This is a genomic window from Streptomyces sp. NPDC001970, from assembly GCF_053594115.1.
In genome coordinates, this window is record NZ_JBSFDW010000016.1 from 65,100 (window position 1) to 82,416 (window position 17,317).

General features: G+C 71.1%; 11 protein-coding genes and 2 pseudogenes. 7 read left to right on the top strand and 6 right to left on the bottom strand.

The annotated features are described in order from the left end of the window. Window positions 1-1,098 precede the first annotated feature (1,098 nt). Window positions 1,099-1,374: pseudogene (locus tag ACWCP0_RS20445) on the top strand (hypothetical protein); the annotation flags it as partial. Window positions 1,375-1,523: 149 nt separating this feature from the next. Here the strand turns inward: ACWCP0_RS20445 and ACWCP0_RS20450 are convergent. Together ACWCP0_RS20450 and ACWCP0_RS20455 are read right to left on the bottom strand one after the other, a co-directional pair. Continuing rightward, window positions 1,524-2,099, bottom strand: coding sequence for a hypothetical protein (locus ACWCP0_RS20450; protein ID WP_451080211.1), 576 nt, complete (start codon window positions 2,097-2,099; stop codon window positions 1,524-1,526). Window positions 2,100-2,291: 192 nt separating this feature from the next. After that, window positions 2,292-3,056, bottom strand: a complete 765-nt coding sequence (locus ACWCP0_RS20455) for a bestrophin-like domain (RefSeq protein ID WP_451080212.1) — start codon at window positions 3,054-3,056, stop codon at window positions 2,292-2,294. A gap of 718 nt (window positions 3,057-3,774) precedes the next feature. On the opposite strand from ACWCP0_RS20455, the gene ACWCP0_RS20460 reads away from it, so the two are divergent. From ACWCP0_RS20460 to ACWCP0_RS20470, 3 genes and pseudogenes are all read left to right on the top strand, one after another. Continuing rightward, the gene (locus tag ACWCP0_RS20460) at window positions 3,775-4,740 is read left to right on the top strand and encodes an SCO0930 family lipoprotein (protein ID WP_451080213.1); all 966 of its coding nucleotides are present in this window, start codon (window positions 3,775-3,777) and stop codon (window positions 4,738-4,740) included. 212 nt (window positions 4,741-4,952) lie between these two features. Then, window positions 4,953-5,765 carry an SAM-dependent methyltransferase gene (locus ACWCP0_RS20465; protein WP_451080214.1) on the top strand — a complete coding sequence of 271 codons (813 nt, stop codon included), beginning with the start codon at window positions 4,953-4,955 and terminating at the stop codon, window positions 5,763-5,765. Beyond that, a pseudogene (locus tag ACWCP0_RS20470) lies at window positions 5,765-7,934 on the top strand (putative bifunctional diguanylate cyclase/phosphodiesterase). Before ACWCP0_RS20465 ends, ACWCP0_RS20470 begins: the two are co-directional and overlap by 1 nt. 775 nt (window positions 7,935-8,709) lie before the next feature. Here ACWCP0_RS20470 and ACWCP0_RS20475 read toward each other — a convergent pair. Beyond that, window positions 8,710-9,621 carry a LysR family transcriptional regulator gene (locus ACWCP0_RS20475; RefSeq protein WP_451080215.1) on the bottom strand — a complete coding sequence of 304 codons (912 nt, stop codon included), beginning with the start codon at window positions 9,619-9,621 and terminating at the stop codon, window positions 8,710-8,712. Window positions 9,622-9,705: 84 nt separating this feature from the next. On the opposite strand from ACWCP0_RS20475, the gene ACWCP0_RS20480 reads away from it, so the two are divergent. From ACWCP0_RS20480 to ACWCP0_RS20490, 3 genes are read left to right on the top strand one after another with little or no spacing between them, the layout of a single operon-like run. After that, entirely contained in the window at window positions 9,706-10,410 is a 705-nt protein-coding gene (locus tag ACWCP0_RS20480) for a succinate dehydrogenase cytochrome b subunit (protein ID WP_451080216.1), read from the top strand. Window position 10,411: 1 nt separating this feature from the next. Next, window positions 10,412-12,358, top strand: coding sequence for a fumarate reductase/succinate dehydrogenase flavoprotein subunit (locus ACWCP0_RS20485; RefSeq protein WP_451080217.1), 1,947 nt, complete (start codon window positions 10,412-10,414; stop codon window positions 12,356-12,358). Next, window positions 12,355-13,101, top strand: coding sequence for a succinate dehydrogenase/fumarate reductase iron-sulfur subunit (locus ACWCP0_RS20490; protein WP_451080218.1), 747 nt, complete (start codon window positions 12,355-12,357; stop codon window positions 13,099-13,101). Before ACWCP0_RS20485 ends, ACWCP0_RS20490 begins: the two co-directional genes overlap by 4 nt. Window positions 13,102-13,126: 25 nt before the next feature. Here ACWCP0_RS20490 and ACWCP0_RS20495 read toward each other — a convergent pair whose 3' ends face one another. The 3 genes from ACWCP0_RS20495 to ACWCP0_RS20505 all read right to left on the bottom strand — a co-directional run bounded on the left by ACWCP0_RS20495 (window position 13,127) and on the right by ACWCP0_RS20505 (window position 17,303). Continuing rightward, window positions 13,127-13,768, bottom strand: coding sequence for a cysteine hydrolase family protein (locus ACWCP0_RS20495; protein ID WP_451080219.1), 642 nt, complete (start codon window positions 13,766-13,768; stop codon window positions 13,127-13,129). Between the two features lie 132 nt (window positions 13,769-13,900). Beyond that, window positions 13,901-16,270: an ATP-binding cassette domain-containing protein gene (locus tag ACWCP0_RS20500; RefSeq protein WP_451080220.1), complete on the bottom strand. Its 2,370-nt coding sequence runs from the start codon at window positions 16,268-16,270 to the stop codon at window positions 13,901-13,903. 10 nt (window positions 16,271-16,280) lie between these two features. After that, window positions 16,281-17,303, bottom strand: a complete 1,023-nt coding sequence (locus ACWCP0_RS20505) for an LLM class flavin-dependent oxidoreductase (protein ID WP_451080221.1) — start codon at window positions 17,301-17,303, stop codon at window positions 16,281-16,283. Window positions 17,304-17,317 lie beyond the last annotated feature (14 nt).

A 17,317-nucleotide genomic window follows, 5' to 3' on the forward strand; every position in this document is an offset into this window, starting at 1 on the left:
CCGGGCGGCGACCGGAGAGGGGCGAACGGGTGGTACGGCCACTTGGGGTGACCCATTCGTGTACATCGTCATATAAAAGCCTCTGACGGTCTGTGACCTGCGACTCCGTCAGATACGAGGTGCTCGCACCGGCGTGTCGGCTCACTGGGGTGGACCAGTCCCAAAATGCGGCGAATGTGCAGGCCGGTGAGTGTTCGTGGTGGAGGGCGTTCTCGTCAAATCTCCCGGAGCACCGTTCCGGGGCGCGTCTCCACTGGAGGTTCAACCATGCGTGCTTCACGCACACTCGCGGTGACCTTCACCGCATGCGCGGCCGTTGGGCTGTCAGCGCCGCTGACCGCCGCCAACGAGGGTGGCAGCGGCCCCACCAGCGTCAACATCTCCCCGTCCGCGGTCCACCAGGGCGGGATCCTGAACATCTTTGTCGACGGTTGCGACAAGGGCGGCACCGTGAGGTCCAACGCCTTTCCGACGGCCAACCTCTCCGGGAACCGGGGCGGGCACGGCTCGAAGGGTGAGCGTGCGGTGGGCGGCGCGACCCGTGACAGGTCCGGGGTCCGGAGCAGCGACGGCGATGACTGGGACGAGGGCGGGAGCGAGAGCGGCTTCGGCGAAGGCTCTGGCGAGAACGGCAACGGGAACGGGAACGGGAACGGGAACAACGGCCGTGACCAGGGTGGGAACGGGAACGGGAACAACGGCCGTGACCAGGGTGGGAACGGGAACGGGAACAACGGCCGTGACCAGGGTGGGAACGGGAACGGCAACGGGAACGGCAACGGCCAGGGTGGGAACGGCAACGGGCACGGTAACGGGAACGGCAACGGCCAGGGTGGGAACGGGAACGGGAACGGCAACGGGAACGGCAACGGCCAGGGTGGGAACGGCAACGGGAACGGGAACAACGGCCGTGACCAGGGTGGGAACGGGAACGGGAACAACGGTCGCAACCAGGGCGGCAACAACAACGGCCGGGACAACAACGGCCGGGACAACAACGGCCGTGACAACAACGGCCGTGACAACAACGATCGCGACAATGACCGTGGCCGCGGCGGGAACGGCAACAACCGTGGTGACCACGGCGACGACTTCCGCGGCGTGGCCGACGCCACGGCCCGCATCTACGACAACGCGACGCCGGGCGTGTACAACCTCGCCGTCCGGTGCCACGACGGCAAGAGCGAGAGCCATCGGGTAGCCACCCGGACCTTCACCGTGCTCGCCGGCCGCGGCGCGCAAGGTGGCCTCGGCGGCTCGCGCGGTCCCTCGACCACCGAGATGGCCGTGGGCGGCGGGCTCGTCGCCACGGCGGCCGTCGGCGGCGCCGTCTACACCATCCGGCGCCGTCGCATGAGCAGCGGAAAGGCCTGACCGGCCGAACCTCCCGGTCGGCCCGAACCGCCCGTCGCCCCGAGTCCTGGACCAGGACTCGGGGCGACGGGCTTGTGCTGCGTGTTCTTTTGTCGACGTGGGGGACGGTCGTGGGTGGAGGCCGGTGGCCGAGGCTGGTGGCGAGGCGCTCAGTGGAGACGGTTTCCCATATGCCTGCGCACCACGTAGAAGACGCCACCGGACGCGGCCAGCACGAGCACCCCACCGGTGATGATCTTGAATGTGTCGATCCCCCCGACACTGCCGCCGACGCCGCCCCTGACGCCCTGGGGGGCCCGGGGGGAGGCGGCGGCGGTGGCGGTGGAGGTGGACGTCGAGCGTGTCGTCGCCACGCCCGTGCCGCCGGCGACGGTCAGGTCGGTCGTGCCCGACTGGCCTCGGCAGGTGAACGTCACCGAGTACACGGCACCGCGTCTGGCGTCCCGGTCGACCGTCGCCGTGCCGGTGAGACCCGGCGGGATGGTGACGGTGTCGAAGACGCCGGAGGAGGCCGTGGCAGAGGTGTTGCAGCCGGACACGGTCAGGGTGACCTGGCCGCCCGGGACGACGGTCTTGGGCGAGACGGCGAACGAGAACGGCTGCTTGCGCGGCGCGCCGGGTGCGCCGCCCGCGCCGTCAGTGCCGTCGGCTGTCGCCCAGGGAGTGGTGAGGGCGAGGGCGGCCGCTCCCAGCAGAGCGGCAGACGCGACTGGTATCGCGCGCATGATCAATCCTCCGGGTCCCCGAGGAGCAGCTGCGGAACGGGTTTCCACAAAGGCAGGGAATGCACCTCGATACCCGAACGCTAGGAGCGCCCTATCACACCCGCGATCTCCGACGGGCGAATGGGGGACGCGGGTAACCCGGATGGCGTACGACCGGGTGAATCGGCCGTACGCCACCCGGGTGTCTCGCCCTCAGTCGAGGATTTGTGGGAAGAGAGTGATGAACGGATCGGCGGTGGCCGAAATGCCACGGCCGAACGGCGCGTCGAAATCCCAGATGAGGAAGAGGAGGAAAGCGATCAGGGCGCTGAACAGCCCCGCGAGCAGGAGTTCCCGGGGAGTCCGGCGAATCTGGAGCGTAAAGATCAGGCCAACGGTTACCACGGCTCCAGTGATCAGTCCGAACCACACCACGCCGGGCATCGTCGCCTCGATGCCCTGACCCCTGGAGCCCCTGGCATCGTCGGCCGCCGCGACCTGGTCGACCAGCGGCTGGTACGCCTGCCCCTCGTGGTCGGTCTTGGGGACGTAGTCCGTCACGTCCCGCCGCACCTGCTCCAGGAGGCGGGTGCCCTTGTCGGTGAGGCTGCCCGTCTCGACCATGGCGGGCCACTCGTCGTCGACGACATGGCTGACGTACGCGTCGACGTCGTCCCGGATACGGGTACGGACGTCCGCCGGATACACCTCGGCGCGGGCGTACACCTCGTGCAGCGCCTGTGCCTCGTGACGCACGGACTCCTGGGACGCGCTGCGCGCCTCCCAGACGCCGGCGATGGCGAGGCCCAGCACGATCGCGTACACCACGCCGATCATCATCGTCATGTACTCGATGACGCTGGGGGTCTCCGACGGGTCGTCGTCATCGCCGATCCGGCGGTGGTTGATGATCGTGATGGTCAGGACGACCGCGCACGCGGCCGCCATCGCGATCGTCAGTACGGCCCATTCCGACACAGATACCTCCGAGGGCTAACGGGAGCGGGGACGCAGAAAGGCCGCGGCGAGTACCGCGGGGGCGGTGACCAGGAGCGTGAGGGACACGAGGGACGGGCCGTTCCGCGGTTCCTCGCGCTGTGGGCTGCGGTAGTGGGGGAGCGCGACCGGGCTCGGTGAAGGGACCGTGCGCACGGTCGGCGTGGGCGACGGCGTCGGAGGTGGAGGCGGCGGTGGGGGCGGGGCCGGCTCGGGTTCGACGCGCGGTGGTGGTGGAGGTGGTGGTGGAGGAGGTGGCTCGGGTGGCGGCGGGGCCGGCCGAGGTGGTGGCGGTGGCGGTGGCGGTGGCGTCGGGGCGGGCGACGGGCCGGCCGTACAGCGGCCGCTGCCCGCGACCGCCACGGCCGAGGCCGAGCCTTCGCCGCCGATCGAGGCGTACGTACAGTTGTCGGCAGCGGCGGGCACCGGGGCCACCAGTAGCCAGGCGAGTGCGGCGGCTGGCAACAGCCGTCCGACGAGGAGCGATCCGTACACGCCCGTGAGCATGATCCACAACTGTGCCGGGCACGCCAGAACGGGTGCCGATTCGCCTGATGGTGGGGTTGTCGGCGGACCGGGTTTGAGACTCCGGAAGATTTCTTCGCTGCCGTTGAACACTTCACAGCCTCCTGCCCGTACCTAGGGACATGAACGGCGCACCCAGGCGCCACAACAGGGACCAGGCACAACGGGAGTTGACATGAATACCTGGCGTAACGCCTCGCTCGCGGTGACTGCAGCGGCCGTACTCGCGCTGACGACGGCGTGCGGTCAGGACCAGGGCACGGCAACACCCAACGGTCAGGCGGTCGGTGCGGCCAATCCCGCGCAGCAGCCTGCCGCCGACGGCTACGGCTCCGACTACGGTTCGGGCGCCGACGCCGCGGCCGCCCCGAAGACGGCTGGTCAGCTCGCCGTCGTGGACAGCAAGAAGCTCGGCAAGGTCCTCACCGACAGCGAGGGCTTCACCCTCTACCGCTTCGACAAGGACACGGCCAGCCCACCGAAGTCGAACTGTGAAGGCGAGTGCGCGAAGGCCTGGCCCGTCGTGGCGGCCGGCGACGTCACCGCCGCACCCGGCACGGACGATTCGGTGATCGGTGAGATCACCCGGGCCGACGGCAGCAAGCAGCTCACCATCGGCGGCTGGCCGATGTACCGGTATGCCAAGGACACCAAGCCCGGTGACACCAACGGCCAAGGCGTGGGCGGCACGTGGTTCGCCTCGGCCCCCGACGGAAAGAAGGCCGCACCCGGCGGAGCCGGGGACGCTGCGGAAGAAGCGGGCGGCGAACCCGCAGACCTCGCGGGCCTCTCCGTCCGCAAGGACCCCAAGCTCGGCGACATCGTCGTCGACAAGAACGGCATGACGGTCTACCGCTTCAAGAAGGACTCCGCCTGGCCGATGAAGACGGCCTGCACCGGTGCCTGCCTGGAGAAGTGGCCGGTTGTCGAGCCGGTCGACAAGAACGACACCGCGGGCATCCTCAAGAAGGGCTTCGTCACCTTCGACCGGCCCGACGGCATCGAGCAGCAGACCATCGACTGCTGGCCGATCTACACCTACTCCGGCGACTCCGAGCCCGGTGACACCAACGGCCAGGGTGTGGGCGGTACCTGGTACGCCGTATCGCCCCAGGGAAAGCTGGTCGGAGCGTCCAAGTAGAGTCCCCACGCAGCGTTTCCGGCCCTGTCGGCCCGCCGTTCACGCCCCCCGCGTGACGGCGGGCCGACCGCACGTGCCGACGGCATGTGTGACCAAGAACGGACCGGTAATTTCCGTTTCTGCTCGCCCTCTTGGCGGCCGATCAGTAGCCTCGGCTCGAACACCGGCCATGCGCATGGCCTTACGTCCGTGGCGACTTGTTGGAGAAATCAATGGAGCGTCCCGCCTGGGCCCCGCCGGGCATCGACATATCGGTGCCGAGTGTGTCCCGCATTTACGACTACTACCTGGGCGGCTCGCACAACTTCGAGGTGGACAGGGAAGCGGCGCGCAAGGCCATGCAGTTCATGCCGGGGCTGCCCAAGATCATGCAGGCGAACCGGGCCGTGATGCGCCGTGCCGTGCGCTTCGCCGTGAGCGAGGGTGTCACCCAGTTCCTCGACATCGGCTCGGGTATTCCCACTTTCGGCAATGTCCATGAAGTGGCCCAGAAGGCGGACCCGCAAGCCCGGGTGGTCTACGTCGACCACGACCCGGTCGCCGTCGCGCACAGCCAGGCCGTGCTGGAGGGCAACGAGAGAGCCGGGATCGTCGGCGCCGATCTGCGCAAGCCGCGCGAGATCCTCGACAGCCCCGAGGTCGCCCGTCTCCTCGACCTCGACCGGCCCGTCGCCCTGCTCCTGGTCGCCGTGCTCCACTTCATCGAGGACGCCGACGAACCGCAGCGCGCCGTCGCCGAGTTGCGGGATGCGCTGGCGCCCGGCAGCCTCATCTTCGTCACCCACGCCTCGTACGAGGGCGTCCCCCTTCCCAAGGAACAGGCGGGCGGCGCGGTCGAGGTCTACAAGGACATCCGCAACCCGCTGATCATGCGCGGCCGCGAGGAGGTCGCGCGGTTCTTCGACGGCTTCGAGCTGGTCGAACCCGGACTCGTGGCGACGGCGAAATGGCGGCCCGACGCCCCGGCCGAGCAGGAGGACCCCTACGCCTTCGCCGGCTTCGCAGGGGTGGGACGCAAGGCGTGATGGCGCCGGCGCAGGCACCGGAGCCCACGGCGGGCCCGGACGGCCTGGAGGACAGACTCCAGCGGTTCGCGACCATCTGGAGCCGGGCGATCTTCCCGGTGACGGCCACGTCGCTGACCAGAGCCGAGTTCGAACAGCATCTGCTGCCTCTGGCCAGGCAGTTGCGCGACGCGCTGCACGTGCGTCCCTTCGACACCGCCGCGGCCCAGCGTGTCGGGGCCGCCCTTGTCGACGCGCACTGCACCGACCCGGACGCGCTCAGCCGTACCCTCGGCGTCGTCGACGCGTATCTGGTCCTCTACTGCGGAAGCGACCGGGAGTCCGCCGAGGACAACCGTGCCCGCTGCGCCCGGCTGCAGCATGCACTGGCGGCCGGCTACGCCCATGCGCTGCGCGAGCGCACCCTCGCCGAGCAGGAGGCCATCGCCCGGTCGGCGCTCGCGGCGCGCAGCGACGCGATGCAGGCCCTGCACGCGACCGAGACCCGCTTCCGCGCGGTGTTCGAGGGCGCCGCCGTCGGCATCGGCATCGCCGACCTCGAGGGCAATGTACTGGAGGTCAACGACACCCTGACCCGGATGTTCGGCGGACTCGAGCACCACGTCCGCGGCCGCAAGGTCAGCGAGTGGGCCCACCCCGAGGACCGGCCGAACGTCTGGGAGCTGCACGAGGAGCTCGTACGCGGGGACCGCGAGCACTTCCGGGTCGAGAAGCCGTTCTTCCGCAACGACGGCACCGTCCTGTGGACCAACCTCACGGTGTCGCTGCTGCGGGACGCCGACGGCAAGCCGCAGTACCAGCTGGCGCTGATGGAGGACACCACCGAGCGCCGGCTGCTCAACCTCCGGCTGCGCTACGAGGCCACGCACGACGCGCTCACCGGACTGCCCAACCGCACGCTCTTCTTCGAGCGGCTGGAGAAGGCGCTCTCCGCCGGAGAAGGCGCCCGCTTCGGGCTCTGCTACCTCGACCTCGACGGCTTCAAGGCGATCAACGACAGCCTCGGGCACTCGGCAGGGGACCGGCTGCTCGTAGAGGTCGCCGACCGGCTGCAGAGCTGCGCCACCGCGCCCGGCGAGATGGTGGCCCGGCTCGGCGGCGACGAGTTCGTGGCGCTGACCACCGGCGCGGACACCGCCCGCGAGGTGCGCGAACTGGCCGCCGGGATCCTCGGCGTACTGGCCGCGCCCGTCACGCTCGAGGGACGCGAGATCAGCCTCCGGGGCAGCATCGGGATCGTCGAGGGGGGCGGCGGGGGAGCGGACCTCTGCGGAGGTGCTGCGCAGCGCCGACATCACCATGTACCGGGCCAAGGCGGCGGGCGGCAACCGCTTCGAGTTCGCCGACGCGGAGGCGGACGCCCGCGCGATCACCCGGCACGGGCTGACCACGGCGCTGCCGGCGGCGCTGGAGCGCGGTGAGTTCTTCATCGAGTACCAGCCGCTCGTGCACCTCGGCGACGGCAGTGTGTACGGCGCGGAGGCGCTGGTGCGCTGGTGCCATCCGCAGCACGGGGTGCTCGGGCCCGACCGGTTCATCCCGCTCGCCGAGCACACGGGCCTGATCGTGCCGCTGGGCCGCTGGGTGCTCCAGGAGGCTGTGAACCAGGCCCGGTTCTGGCACGAGCAGGCTCCGGTCGGCGGGACCGGCCGGCCACTGAGGATCAACGTCAACCTGTCGCCGACCCAGTTGCACCACCCGGGACTGGTCGCCGACACGGTGGACGTCCTGGAGCGCTCCGGCCTGGAGCCGAGGGCGTTGTGCCTGGAGGTCACCGAGTCGGCGTTGATCGGCGCGGACGAGGACCTCCTCAAGCCGCTGCGGCAGCTCGCCGAGATGGGTGTCGACATAGCGCTCGACGACTTCGGCACCGGCTACTCGAACTTGGCCAACCTGCGGCGGCTCCCTGTGAGCGTCCTCAAGCTCGACCGCTCCTTCACGCAGGGCATGCAGCAGCATCCTGCGGACCCCGTCGACATCAAGATCGTCGAGGGCATCGTCTCCCTGGCGCACAGCCTTGAACTCGCGGTCACGGTGGAGGGCGTCGAGACGGGTGCGCAGGCCGAGCAGCTGCGCCAACTGGGCTGCGACACCGCCCAGGGCTGGTACTACGCCCGCCCGGGCCCTCCGGAGCGCCTGCACACACTGTCCCTGGCGGACGCGGTGTAGCCGGCCGCGGGCGGTCGAGGGCGCGCTCGGCCGTGCGGGTGCGGTCCGGGTGCGTTGCTCGGCCGCGGGCCGGTGGGGTGCCCCCGCCCGGCCTCCGGCCGGTGGGGCACCCCACCCGCACACCCGCGCAGGTGGGAGTCCAGGTGCGGGTCCCCTCGCGGGCGGTTGCGCGCCGTCGGCGGCGGCCGCCGTGTGGGCGGCCCGCCCGGGCCTGCGGCCCGACTGCCATCGGCGTGGGGCCGCGGGTGCAGGTTTCCCGCGGCGCGTTGACGCCGGCCGAGTGTGGCCCGGCCTCGGGCCGGGCTGCCGCTGCCCATCAGGTGTGGGCAGCCGTTCCGCCGGGGCCCCAGGACGATGTCCTAGGGGGCGGAACGCGTGGGCACAACCCACCCATCGGGCCGCCCCCGGCGAGCAACGGGCGGGACCGGCCAGGCACGTCGTCGACCGACACCCCCCCCGGGCCGCGCGCGCTGGGGCGCGGCCCGCCACTGTGGGTGTCCGGGACGCCGCCGGCCAGCAACGGGCGGGACCGGCCAGGGACACTGCCCGGCGCCTTCGGGACGTCCCGGGCCGACAACCCCGGGCCGCGCGCCCCCGGGGCGTGGGCGCGCCGTCGAGCGTCGCCCGGGACCGTGGGTGTCCGGGCCGCGCCCGGCGAGCAACGGGCGAGAACCCGGCCAGGGACGTTCTCGACCGGCGCCCCCGGGCGGCCGCCGCGCGCGCCGCCAGGCGTCGCCCGGGACCGTGGGTGTCCGGGCCGCCGGGCACGGGCCCGTCAGGTGTCCGGGGCCGGGCCAGTGGGCGCCCCGGTCCGGGTGCGGAGCAGCATGCGCTGCAGCTCCCGCGCCGCGCGCGGCGGAGCCACATCGCTGCGGTGCGCCAGCGCAATGGTGCGCCGCAGGCCGGGCGGGGCCAGCGCCGTCACCCGCAGGTCCCGCCCCGCCCGCGCCGCCACCATCCACGGCACCACCGCCACGCCCAGCCCCGCCCGCACGAACCCGAGCACGGCGTCCATCTCGCCCCCCTCCACCGTGAAAGAAGGCTCGAAGCCCTCCGCCCGGCACGCCGCGACCGTCAGCTCCCGCAGGTCGTACCCGTGCCGGAACATCACCAGCGGCTGCCCCTGGAGATCCGCGATCCGCACCGGCCGCCCCGGTGCTGCCGCAGCCGCCGATGACACCACCACCAGGTCCTCCTGCAGCAGCTCCACCGTCGTCAGCGCGGGCGCCTGAGTCGGCAGCGGCAGCACCACCAGCGCCAGATCGAGCACGCCGCGCGCCAGCTCCCGTACGAGATCGTGCGAGCCGCCCTCCTCGATCAGCAGCTCGATCCCCGGGTGCAGATCGTGGAACGCGCGCAGCACGTCCGGCAGCAGCCCGGTGCACACGCTCGGCGTCGCCCCGAGCCTGATCCGCCCGCGTCGCAGCTGCGCCAGCTCCTGCACCTCGTGCCGGGCCGTGTCCGTGTCCGCCAGGATCCGCCGGGCAAGCGGCAGCAGCGCCTCGCCCGCGTCCGTGAGCGCGATGTTCCCGCGCGCCCGGCTGAAGAGGTCCGCCCCGAGCTCCTTCTCCAGCGCCCGGATCTGCTGCGACAGCGACGGCTGCGAGACGTGCACCTGCTCGGCCGCCCGGGTGAAGTGACGGGTCTCGGCGACGGCCACGAAGTACTGAAGCTGCTGGAACTGCATACCACCACGATAGCGAGAGCCTATGGAGATGAGCCGGACCATGTCTTGGACCTTTCGGCATCCCCGGACCTAGCGTCTGTGACCATGGCTCTGGCAACGCGGACGGACCGACGACCGTCCATGACGCGATCCCTCTGGGGATCGACCGTCGGCAAGAAGACGATCATGGCTGTGACCGGCCTGATCATGCTCGGCTATCTGGTCGTCCACATGCTGGGCAACCTCAAGATCTTCTTCGGCTCCGACGACTTCAACGGCTACGCCCACTGGCTGCGCACGCTCGGCGAGCCCTTCCTGCACTACGAGTGGGCGCTCTGGATCTTCCGTGTGGTCCTGCTCGCGGCCGTCGTGCTGCACATCGTGTCCGCGTACCAGCTGAGCAGGCGGGACATCAGGGCCCGCCCCAGCAAGTACGTCCACAAGCGGCGCCGGGCGAGCTACGCCACGCGCACCATGCGCTGGGGCGGGATCATCCTGGGCCTGTTCATCGTCTGGCACCTGCTGGACCTGACCACACTCACCGTCAACGAGAACGCGCAGCACGGCCGCCCCTACGAGAACGTCCTCGCGACCTTCTCCACCTGGTACGGCAACACCATCTACATCGCGGCGATGCTCGCCCTCGGCCTGCACATCCGGCACGGCTTCTGGAGCGCCGCCCAGACCCTCGGCGTGGGCAACGCGCGGCGCGAGCGCGTTCTCAAGACCGCCGCCGACGTCCTCGCGCTGGTGCTGACGCTGGGCTTCATCGCGGTACCCGTCGCCGTCATGACCGGAGTCGTGAACTGACATGAGTTACCTGAACTACGAGACCGGCGCCTCGATCGCCGACACCAAGGCACCCGCCGGGCCCGTCGCCGAGCGCTGGGACCGCCGCCGCTTCGAGGCCAAGCTGGTGAACCCCGCCAACCGCCGCAAGCACACGGTGATCGTCGTGGGCACCGGCCTCGCGGGTGGCTCCGCCGGAGCCACCCTCGCCGAACAGGGCTACCACGTCGTCCAGTTCTGCTACCAGGACTCCCCGCGCCGGGCCCACTCCATCGCCGCCCAGGGCGGCATCAACGCGGCCAAGAACTACCGCAACGACGGCGACTCCATCCACCGCCTCTTCTACGACACGGTCAAGGGCGGCGACTTCCGCGCCCGTGAGTCCAACGTCCACCGCCTCGCCCAGATCTCCGTCGAGATCATCGACCAGTGCGTCGCCCAGGGTGTGCCGTTCGCCCGCGAGTACGGCGGACTCCTCGACACCCGCTCCTTCGGCGGTGTCCAGGTCTCCCGTACGTTCTACGCCCGCGGCCAGACGGGACAGCAGCTTCTCCTCGGCGCCTACCAGGCACTGTCCCGGCAGATCGCCGCCGGCAACGTCGAGATGCATCCGCGCACGGAGATGCTCGACCTGATCGTCGTCGACGGACGGGCCAGGGGCATCGTCGCCCGTGACCTGATCACCGGGAAGATCGACACCTACTTCGCCGACGCGGTGGTCCTGGCCACCGGCGGCTACGGCAACGTCTTCTACCTGTCGACGAACGCCATGAACTCCAACGCCACCGCCGTGTGGCGGGCGCACCGCCGGGGCGCGTACTTCGCCAACCCCTGCTTCACCCAGATCCACCCCACCTGCATCCCGCGTACCGGCGACCACCAGTCCAAGCTGACGCTGATGAGCGAGTCGCTCCGCAACGACGGCCGCATCTGGGTCCCGAAGGCCAAGGGCGACACCCGACCGGCGAACGAGATCCCCGAGGACGAGCGCGACTACTACCTGGAGCGCATCTACCCCTCCTTCGGCAACCTCGTCCCGCGCGACATCGCCTCCCGGGCCGCCAAGAACGTCTGCGACGAGGGACGGGGCGTCGGCCCCGGCGGCCAGGGCGTCTACCTGGACTTCGCCGACGCGATCCGGCGCATGGGCCGGGCGAAGGTCGAGGAGAAGTACGGCAACCTCTTCGACATGTACGAGCGGATCACTGCGGAGAACCCGTACGAGGTGCCGATGCGGATCTACCCCGCCGTGCACTACACCATGGGCGGACTGTGGGTCGACTACGACCTCCAGACCACCGTTCCCGGCCTCTTCGCCATCGGTGAGGCCAACTTCTCCGACCACGGTGCCAACCGCCTCGGCGCGTCCGCGCTGATGCAGGGCCTCGCCGACGGCTACTTCGTCCTCCCGTCGACGATCAACGACTATCTCGCCCGCAACCCGCAGCACGACACGATCGACGACAGCCACCCCGCCGTGGCCGAGGTGCTCGCCGAGACCGGGGACCGGCTCCAGCTCCTCCTCGCTGTCGACGGCGACCGCACGCCCGACTCGTTCCACCGCGAACTCGGCGAGCTGATGTGGGAGTTCTGCGGAATGGCCCGGACCGACGCAGGGCTGCGCAAGGCCCTCGACCGGATCCCGCAGATCCGTGAGGAGTTCTGGCGCCGGATCAAGGTGCCCGGTACCGGCGAGGAATTCAACCAGTCGCTGGAGAAGGCCAACCGGATCGTCGACTACCTGGAGCTCGCCGAGCTGATGTGCCTCGACGCGCTGAACCGGTCGGAGTCCTGCGGCGGCCACTTCCGCGAGGAGTCCCAGACCCCGGACGGCGAGGCCGCGCGCAGGGACGAGGAGTTCTCGTACGCCGCCGCCTGGGAGTTCACGGAAACCGGCGAAGCGCCTGTCCTGCACAAGGAAGACCTCGTCTTCGAGTACGTCCACCCCACCCAGCGGAGCTACGCATGAAGCTCAACCTCCGCGTCTGGCGTCAGAAGGACGCCGACGCCCCCGGCGCCATGGCCACCTACGAGGTGGACGGCATCTCCCAGGACATGTCGTTCCTGGAGATGCTCGACACCCTCAACGAGGAACTCATCCTGCGCGGAGAGGACCCGGTCGCCTTCGACCACGACTGCCGCGAGGGCATCTGCGGCGCCTGCTCGCTCGTCATCAACGGCGACGCGCACGGCCCGGAGCGCACCACCACCTGCCAGCTCCACATGCGGTCCTTCGAGGACGGCGACACCATCGACGTCGAGCCGTGGCGCGCCTCGGCCTTCCCGGTGGTGAAGGACCTGGTGGTCGACCGGTCCGCCTTCGACCGGATCATCCAGGCCGGCGGCTACATCTCCGCGCCGACCGGCTCCGCCCCCGAGGCCCACGCCACCCCGGTCCCCAAGGCCGACGCCGACTTCGCCTTCGAGCACGCCGAGTGCATCGGCTGCGGTGCCTGCGTCGCGGCCTGCCCCAACGGCTCGGCGATGCTCTTCACCTCGGCGAAGATCAACCACCTCAATGTGCTGCCGCAGGGTGCGCCGGAGCGCGAGACCCGCGTGCTGGACATGGTCGCGGCCATGGACGAGGAGGGCTTCGGCGGCTGCACCCTGACCGGCGAGTGCGCGACGGCCTGCCCGAAGGGCATCCCGATGCCGTCGATCGCGGCGATGAACAAGGAGTGGCTGCGTGCGACCCGGAAGGCCGGCCGGTAGCACGACACGCCGCGCGGTGCGGTGGTCAAGGGCCGGCGGTCGCAACGCCGACCAGGCCCGCGGTGAACTCGTCCGCGGTGAGGATGGCGTGGGCATAGGCCGGAGCGTTGATCTCGAAGGTCGCCTGCATCTCCTCGGGGCGGAACGCGGCGATCGCGTCCCTGATGAGCGTGACGTGATAGCCGAGCTCCTGCGCGAAGCGCGCCGTGGTGTCGATGCAGGTGTTCGCACGCATGCCCATCAGCACGATCCGTGAGACATGATGCTGCTTCAGCAGGAAGTCGAGATCGGTGTTGGCGAAGCCGCTCGCGGACCAGTGCTCGTGGACGCGGAGCTCTCCGTCGCGCGGCTGGAAGTCCGGGTGGAACTCTCCGCCCCATGAACCTGCCGCGAAGAACCGGGCCTTGCGCGTGGCGTCCTGCGAGGGCGACAGAAAGGCCCAGGTCTCGTAGTCGCCCGGGGCGGTCCTGCGGTGAGGCACGAACAGTACGCGCAACCCGGCGGCGCGAGCCGCCGCCAGGACCTGACGCATGTGGTCGAGGAGGCCGACCTGTTCGGCGACCGCCTTCGTGCGCGGCCACAGCTTCCCGCCTTCGGACAGGAAGTCGTTGTACGGATCAACCACAAGGAGTGCGGTGCTCTCGCTGGTGTTGCCGGGATCGTTCATGCCAAGGCTCCCCTGCGGCGGGTCGTTCCGACCGGGGCCGTCAGCTCGACCTTAGAACGGAACGGTCGGGGGTGCCACGTGTGACGAGCCGCCTGCGGGGCGGGCCCGGGCGTGCGGTGCGGCGGTGACGCTCTACCCGGTACTGCTGCCCGATCCCCTGCCGAGGGACCTGGCCAGATACGGCGCGGTCCGGCTGCCCGCCTCCCGCGCCACGTCCGCCGGGGGTCCCTCGGCCACGATCCTGCCGCCCTCGTCCCCGCCGCCCGGCCCCAGGTCGATCACCCAGTCCGCGTCCGCGACCACATCCATGTCGTGCTCGACGACGACCACCGAATGCCCGGCGTCGACCAGGCCGTGCAACTGCCGCATCAGCACCTCCACATCCGCCGGATGCAGCCCGGTGGTGGGCTCGTCCAGCACGTACAGGGTGTGGCCGCGACGCAGCCTCTGGAGCTCGGCGGCGAGCTTGATGCGCTGCGCCTCCCCGCCGGACAGCTCGGTCGCCGGCTGGCCGAGGCGCAGATAGCCGAGGCCGACGTCGAGAAGCGCCCGCAGGCTCCGCAGGGCCGCCGGGGTGTCGGCGAAGACCTCGGCCGCGGCCTCGACGGTCAGGTCGAGCACCTCGGCGATGTTCCGGCCGCCGTGGCGGACCTCGAGGGTCTCCGGGTTGTAGCGGGCGCCGTGACAGTCCGGGCAGGGTGCGTACGTGCTGGGCAGGAAGAGCAGTTCGACGGAGACGAACCCCTCGCCCTGGCAGGTCTCGCACCGGCCGCCCGCGACATTGAAGGAGAACCGCCCCGCCCGGTAGCCGCGCGCCCGCGCCTCGTCGGTGGCGGTGAAGAGCTTGCGCACGACGTCGAACAGGCCCGTGTACGTCGCCAGATTGGAGCGCGGAGTGCGCCCGATCGGCCGCTGGTCGACCGTCACCAGGCGCTCCACGCCGGGGAGTTCCTCGGTGATCGAGCCCACGAACGTCGACTTGCCGGAACCCGACACGCCGGTGACCGCCGTGAGCACCCCGAGCGGCAGCCGGGTCGTCAGGCCGCGCAGATTGTGCCGGGTGACCGGGCCCAGCGCGAGCTGCCCCGACGGCTCGCGCCTCCTCCGCGCGGGTGCCGGACGCACGTCGAAGAGGAAGCGCCGGGTCGCCGACTCCGCCACATCGGCGAGTCGCTCGGGCGGCCCGCTGTGCAGCACCTGTCCGCCGTGCTCGCCGGCCCGCGGCCCCACGTCCACCAGCCAGTCGGCGTTCCGCACCACATCCAGGTGGTGCTCCACGACGAACACCGTGTTGCCGCCCGCCTTCAGCCGGTCCAGCACGACCAGCAGCGCCTCCGTGTCGGCGGGGTGCAGGCCCGCGGAGGGCTCGTCGAGCACGTACACGACGCCGAAGAGCCCCGCCCGCAGCGCGGTGGCCAGCCGCAGGCGCTGCAGCTCGCCGCTGGAGAGGGTGGGCGTGGCCCGGTCCAGGCTCAGATAGCCGAGACCCAGCTCGGTCACCGTGGCGATACGGGCCAGCAGATCGTCCGTCAGCACTCGCGCCGTCTCGTCGTCCCGGTCCCGCGCGCCAAGGGCCAGGGCCTCGGCGAGCGCGGTCAGCGCAAGCGCCGCCAGCTCGGCGATCGTCCGCCCCGCGAACGTCACCGCGAGGGCCTCGGGACGCAGCCTGCTGCCCTCGCACACCGGGCACGGCTCGCTCGTCAGGAAGCGCTCGGCCTTCGTGCGCAGCGCCTGGCTCCTGGAGTCGGCGAAGGTGTGCAGGACATAGCGCTTCGCGCTCATGTACGTGCCCTGGTACGGGCGCTGGATACGGCCCGCCTCGCGCACCGGGTGGACCGTCACCACCGGCTGCTCGTCCGTGAACAGGATCCAGTCGCGGTCCTTCTGCGCGAGCTCCCGCCAGGGCCGGTCCACGTCGTACCCGAGCGCGTCCAGCACATCCCGCAGGTTCTTGCCCTGCCAGGCGCCCGGCCAGGCCGCGATCGCGCCCTCCCGGACGGACAGCGAGGGATCGGGAACCAGCAGCTCCTCACCGGTGCGGTGGATCCGCCCCAGGCCATGGCACTCGGGACAGGCCCCGGCCGCCGTGTTCGGCGAGAACGCGTCGGAGTCCAGATGCTCGGCGCCCTCCGGATAGTCGCCCGCACGCGAGAACAGCATCCGCAGCGAGTTCGACAGCGTTGTCACCGTGCCGACGGACGACCGCGAGGTGGGGGAGGAGCGGCGCTGTTCCAGGGAGACGGCCGGCGGCAGCCCGGTGATCTCGCCGACCTTCGGCGCGCCCACCTGGTGGATCAGCCGGCGCGCATACGGGGCGACGGACTCGAAGTAGCGCCGTTGCGCCTCGGCGTAGATGGTGCCGAAGGCGAGCGAGGACTTGCCCGACCCGGAGACCCCGGTGAAGACGGTCAGCGCGTCGCGCGGGATGTCGACGTCGACGCTCCTGAGGTTGTGCTCGCGGGCGGCGCGGACGCGGACGTACGGATCGTGAGGGCCTTGCATACCGGGGATTCTAGGCAGCGGCCGGGACATCCGCGCTGGTCAGCCCCGCGAGACGGGCGAGACGCCGGAACGAGTCGACCAGCCCGGCGCGGTCGTACGTGCTCGTCGTCACCAGCACCTCGTCCGCGCCGCTGTCCTTGATCACCGTCTCCAGTGCGACCGCGACCTGATCCGCCGTGCCGTGGATCTGGCCGCGCAGCCCGGACTCGTAGAACTCGCGCTCCTTCGGCGTCATCGTCCGCGCCTCGATCCGCTCGGCCGGTGCGAGTGGCGGGAAGGTGCCGTGCGTACGGGCGTACGCCATCGCCCATGCCTCCGGGACCAGCAGCCGCCGGGCCGCCTCCTCGGTGGCCGCGACCGCGACCGTGCCCGACACGACGACGTACGGCTCAGCGGCCCAGGGCGACGGCCGGAACGCGCCGCGATAGCGCTCGACGGCCCGCAGCAGCCGCTCCCGGCCCTTGAGGTCGCCGATCACCAGCGGCAGCCCGGCCGCGGCGGCGATGTCCGCGCCCTCGCCGGTCGCCAGGACGAACGGCGGCACGCGCAGCCCCTCGGCGGGGCGGGCGTGCACCTGCGGATGGGCCCCCTCGAAGTAGCGCAGCAGCTCGCCCAGTTGCCCGGCGAAGTCCTCCGCGTCGTCCTTGTCACGCCCCAGCGCCCGACGGACCCCGTCGGTGAAGCCCACCGACCGGCCGAGCCCCATGTCGATCCGGCCCGGGAAGAGGGACTCCAGCACCCCGAACTGCTCGGCCACGACCAGCGGCTGGTGGTTGGGCAGCATCACCCCGCCCGTGCCGACCCGGATCAGCGAGGTCTCGGCCGCCACCGCCGCCGCCAGCACCGTCGGTGCCGAGCCGGCCACGCCCGGCACGCCGTGGTGCTCGGAGACCCAGAAGCGGTGATAGCCCAGCGCCTCCACCTCCCGTGCGAGCCGCACGGTGTCGCGCAGCGCCTGCGGGCCGTCCCGTCCCTCCCGGGTGCGGGAGCGGTCCAGGACGGAGAACCGGGTCGAGGCGATCACGGAGGTCACACGGGCTTCAACGC

Coding starts and splice junctions, on each gene's coding strand:
- ACWCP0_RS20450 (WP_451080211.1), bottom strand. CDS start 2,099: ATGCGCGCGATACCAGTCGCGTCTGCCGCTCTGCTGGGAGCGGCCGCC.
- ACWCP0_RS20460 (WP_451080213.1), top strand. CDS start 3,775: ATGAATACCTGGCGTAACGCCTCGCTCGCGGTGACTGCAGCGGCCGTA.
- ACWCP0_RS20465 (WP_451080214.1), top strand. CDS start 4,953: ATGGAGCGTCCCGCCTGGGCCCCGCCGGGCATCGACATATCGGTGCCG.
- ACWCP0_RS20475 (WP_451080215.1), bottom strand. CDS start 9,621: ATGCAGTTCCAGCAGCTTCAGTACTTCGTGGCCGTCGCCGAGACCCGT.
- ACWCP0_RS20480 (WP_451080216.1), top strand. CDS start 9,706: ATGGCTCTGGCAACGCGGACGGACCGACGACCGTCCATGACGCGATCC.
- ACWCP0_RS20485 (WP_451080217.1), top strand. CDS start 10,412: ATGAGTTACCTGAACTACGAGACCGGCGCCTCGATCGCCGACACCAAG.
- ACWCP0_RS20490 (WP_451080218.1), top strand. CDS start 12,355: ATGAAGCTCAACCTCCGCGTCTGGCGTCAGAAGGACGCCGACGCCCCC.
- ACWCP0_RS20495 (WP_451080219.1), bottom strand. CDS start 13,768: ATGAACGATCCCGGCAACACCAGCGAGAGCACCGCACTCCTTGTGGTT.
- ACWCP0_RS20500 (WP_451080220.1), bottom strand. CDS start 16,270: ATGCAAGGCCCTCACGATCCGTACGTCCGCGTCCGCGCCGCCCGCGAG.